4 protein-coding genes are annotated in these 2,966 nt (G+C 69.5%); all 4 read left to right on the top strand.

The window, feature by feature from the left end:
* Positions 1 to 671 (top strand): helix-hairpin-helix domain-containing protein (locus RJ1_RS44665; RefSeq protein WP_255284974.1); only part of this gene is annotated, 671 nt, incomplete at its 5' end.
* Between the two features lie 44 nt (positions 672 to 715).
* On the top strand, positions 716 to 1,582 hold the full coding sequence (gene rapZ, locus RJ1_RS44660) for an RNase adapter RapZ (protein ID WP_073371137.1): 867 nt from the start codon (positions 716 to 718) through the stop codon (positions 1,580 to 1,582).
* Complete coding sequence (locus RJ1_RS44655) at positions 1,579 to 2,604, top strand: gluconeogenesis factor YvcK family protein (protein WP_073371135.1); 1,026 nt, start codon at positions 1,579 to 1,581, stop codon at positions 2,602 to 2,604. The genes rapZ and RJ1_RS44655 overlap by 4 nt, the downstream gene beginning before the upstream one ends.
* Positions 2,595 to 2,966 (top strand): DNA-binding protein WhiA (gene whiA / locus RJ1_RS44650; RefSeq protein ID WP_073371136.1); only part of this gene is annotated, 372 nt, incomplete at its 3' end. The genes RJ1_RS44655 and whiA, both read left to right, overlap by 10 nt.

The raw sequence follows: 2,966 nt of genomic DNA, 5'->3' as shown, positions 1-2,966 counted from the left end.
CGGAGGCGGCGATCGATCCGCAGACCGGCCGGCCGCGGCGGTTCGCGTACCCGCCGAACCTGTTCGTCGTCGACGGCGGCGCCCCGCAGGTCGCGGCGGCCTCGGCGGTACTCGACGAACTGGGCATCACCGACGTCGCCGTGGTCGGGCTGGCCAAACGGCTCGAGGAGGTGTGGGTGCCGGGGGAGGAGGACCCGGTGATCCTCCCGCGTACCAGCGAGTCGCTGTACCTGCTGCAGCGGGTGCGTGACGAAGCCCACCGCTTCGCGATCACGTTCCACCGCAGCAAGCGCTCCCGCCGGATGACGGCGTCCGCGCTCGACTCGGTGCGCGGGCTCGGCGACACCCGGCGCAAGGCCCTGGTGACGCATTTCGGATCCGTCGCCAAACTCAAACAGGCCTCCGTCGAGGAGATCACCGCGGTGCCGGGCATCGGAACGGCCACGGCGAAGGCGGTACTCACCGCTCTCGGGGCTGAGGAACCGTCTGCGGACGTCGCGGGAGTGGGGGATGATGAACCCGGTCGGAACGGACCGGGCACGGCGGAACGGAACGGCGTGGACGTACCCCGCGACCCCCCGGAACAGCACGACCGGGCAGCACAGCACGTCGGGGCAGCACAGCACGACCCGGCAGTACAGAGCGCTTCACAACGGACAGGTGTCGAGTGACCGAGCAGCACGCGCAGAGCGACCGTCCACCCACGGTTCGGCCGATGGACTTCCTTCTCGTCACCGGGCTCTCCGGGGCGGGTCTGCAGACGGCGGCGAAGGTCCTCGAGGACCTCGGCTGGTACGTCGCGGACAACCTTCCCCCGGAACTGATCTCCCGGATGGTCGATCTGAGCCTGGAATCCGATTCGCGGCTCGAGCGGCTCGCCGTCGTCATCGACGTGCGCAGCCGGTTGTTCACCGGCGACCTCGGCTGGGTCCTCACCGAACTGGAGAGCAAACCCGTGCACACGCGGGTGCTGTACCTCGACGCGTCCGACGAGGTACTGGTCCGGCGCTTCGAACAGGTCCGCCGCAGTCACCCGCTGTCCGGGGGAGGCGCGGAGGGCACTCTGTCCGAGGGCATCGCGGCCGAGCGTGACCAGCTCGCGAAGGTGAAGGCCGCCGCCGACCTGGTGATCGACACGTCCTCCCTCGCCGCGCACCAGTTGCGGCAGAAGATCGAGGACGCGTTCGGCGACGCGGAGAACCGCACGATGCAGGTAACAGTCCAGTCGTTCGGTTTCAAGTACGGTCTTCCGATGGACGCCGATCTCGTCTGCGACGTCCGCTTCCTGCCCAACCCGCACTGGATCCCCGAGTTGCGTCCGCACACGGGGCAGAGCGCGGACGTGCGGGATTACGTGTTGTCGCAGGACGGTGCCGAGGACTACCTCACCACCTATCACCACCTGCTGGATCTGACGATCGCGGGATATCGTCGGGAGGGGAAGCGCTACATGACCATCGCGGTGGGTTGCACCGGCGGAAAACATCGGAGTGTCGCGATGTCGGAGGCGTTGGCGCGCCGCCTCGGAAAGGACTCCGGGCTGAACGTGCGTGTCGTCCATCGTGATCTGGGGCGCGAATGACGCCGGTGCACGTGCCGCCTACGATCGTCGCGCTCGGTGGGGGCCACGGGCTGTTCGCCACTCTCAGCGCCGCGCGCCGGCTCAGCCGTGACGTCACGGCCGTCGTCACCGTCGCGGACGACGGCGGGTCCTCGGGACGGCTGCGCGCCGAACTCGGTGTCATCCCGCCGGGGGATCTGCGGATGGCGCTCGCCGCGCTGGCCGCCGACGACCCCGAAGTGCAGGACTGGACCGACACGATCCAGCACCGCTTCGGCGGCATCGGCGCCCTCGCCGGACACTCGGTGGGCAATCTCATCCTCGCCGGCCTCACCGAAGTGCTCGGCGATCCGGTCGCCGCCCTCGACGAACTCGCTCGGTTGCTGCGGATCAACGGGCGCGTGCTGCCGATGTCGCCGATCGCCCTCGACATCGAGGCGGACGTGCAAGGCCTGGAGGCGGACCCGCGCGTCAGCCGCTGCATCCGCGGTCAGGTCGCGGTCGCGACCACCCCGGGCAAGGTGCGCCGGGTGCGGCTGCTGCCGGCCAATCCGCCGGCGTGCCCGGACGCGGTCCGGGCGATCGAGGCCGCCGACATGGTCGTCCTCGGGCCCGGATCCTGGTTCTCCAGTGTCATTCCGCACGTCCTCGTGCCGGAACTCCTCGACACGCTGATCGCCACCGACGCGCGGAAGGTGCTGGTGCTCAACCTGGCTCCGGAGCCGGGTGAGACCGCGGGATTCTCCACCGAGCGTCATCTGCACGTACTGTCCCAACACGCGCCCGAACTCACCGTCGACTTCGTCGTGGTCGATTCGGGTTCGGTGCCACCGGGGCGCGAGCGCGAACACCTCGCCCGCGCCGCCGGCCAGTTCCAGGCACGCGTCGTGTACGCCGACGTGTCGGAGCACGGCACCCACACACATCATGCAGGCAAACTTGCGTCCGTTCTCGAACAGCTCTGGAGCGACCCCGATCCGGGGCCTCGGGGGAGCGAAGTGGCCGTGACACCAGAGGAAAGGGAGAGCGCTTCGTGGCAATGACAGCAGAGGTCAAAGACGAACTCAGTCGTCTCGTCGTCACTCACGTGAGTTGCCGGAAGGCCGAGGTTTCGTCGCTGCTGCGGTTCGCCGGGGGATTGCACATCGTCGGCGGCCGGGTAGTGGTCGAGGCGGAAGTGGATCTGGGGTCCACGGCCCGGCGGCTGCGCCGCGAGATCTTCGATCTGTTCACCTACAGCGCCGACGTCCACGTCCTGAGCGCGGGCGGGTTGCGCAAGTCGTCCCGGTACATCGTCCGGGTCGCGAAGGAGGGTGAGGCCCTCGCCCGCCAGACCGGGCTGCTGGACCTGCGGGGACGGCCCGTGCGCGGCCTGCCCGCCCAGGTGGTCGGGGGCAGCGTCGGC

It is taken from the genome of Rhodococcus jostii NBRC 16295 (assembly GCF_001894825.1).
GTDB classification, from domain to species: Bacteria; Actinomycetota; Actinomycetes; order Mycobacteriales; family Mycobacteriaceae; genus Rhodococcus_F; species Rhodococcus_F jostii.
The sequence above is the reverse complement of the archived record's forward strand: the minus strand, read 5'-3'. Positions and strand labels throughout refer to the sequence as shown.

Excerpts from the sequence above, each read along its gene's own strand:
- RJ1_RS44655 (WP_073371135.1), top strand. The coding sequence starts at position 1,579 with ATGACGCCGGTGCACGTGCCGCCTACGATCGTCGCGCTCGGTGGGGGC.
- rapZ (WP_073371137.1), top strand. The coding sequence starts at position 716 with ATGGACTTCCTTCTCGTCACCGGGCTCTCCGGGGCGGGTCTGCAGACG.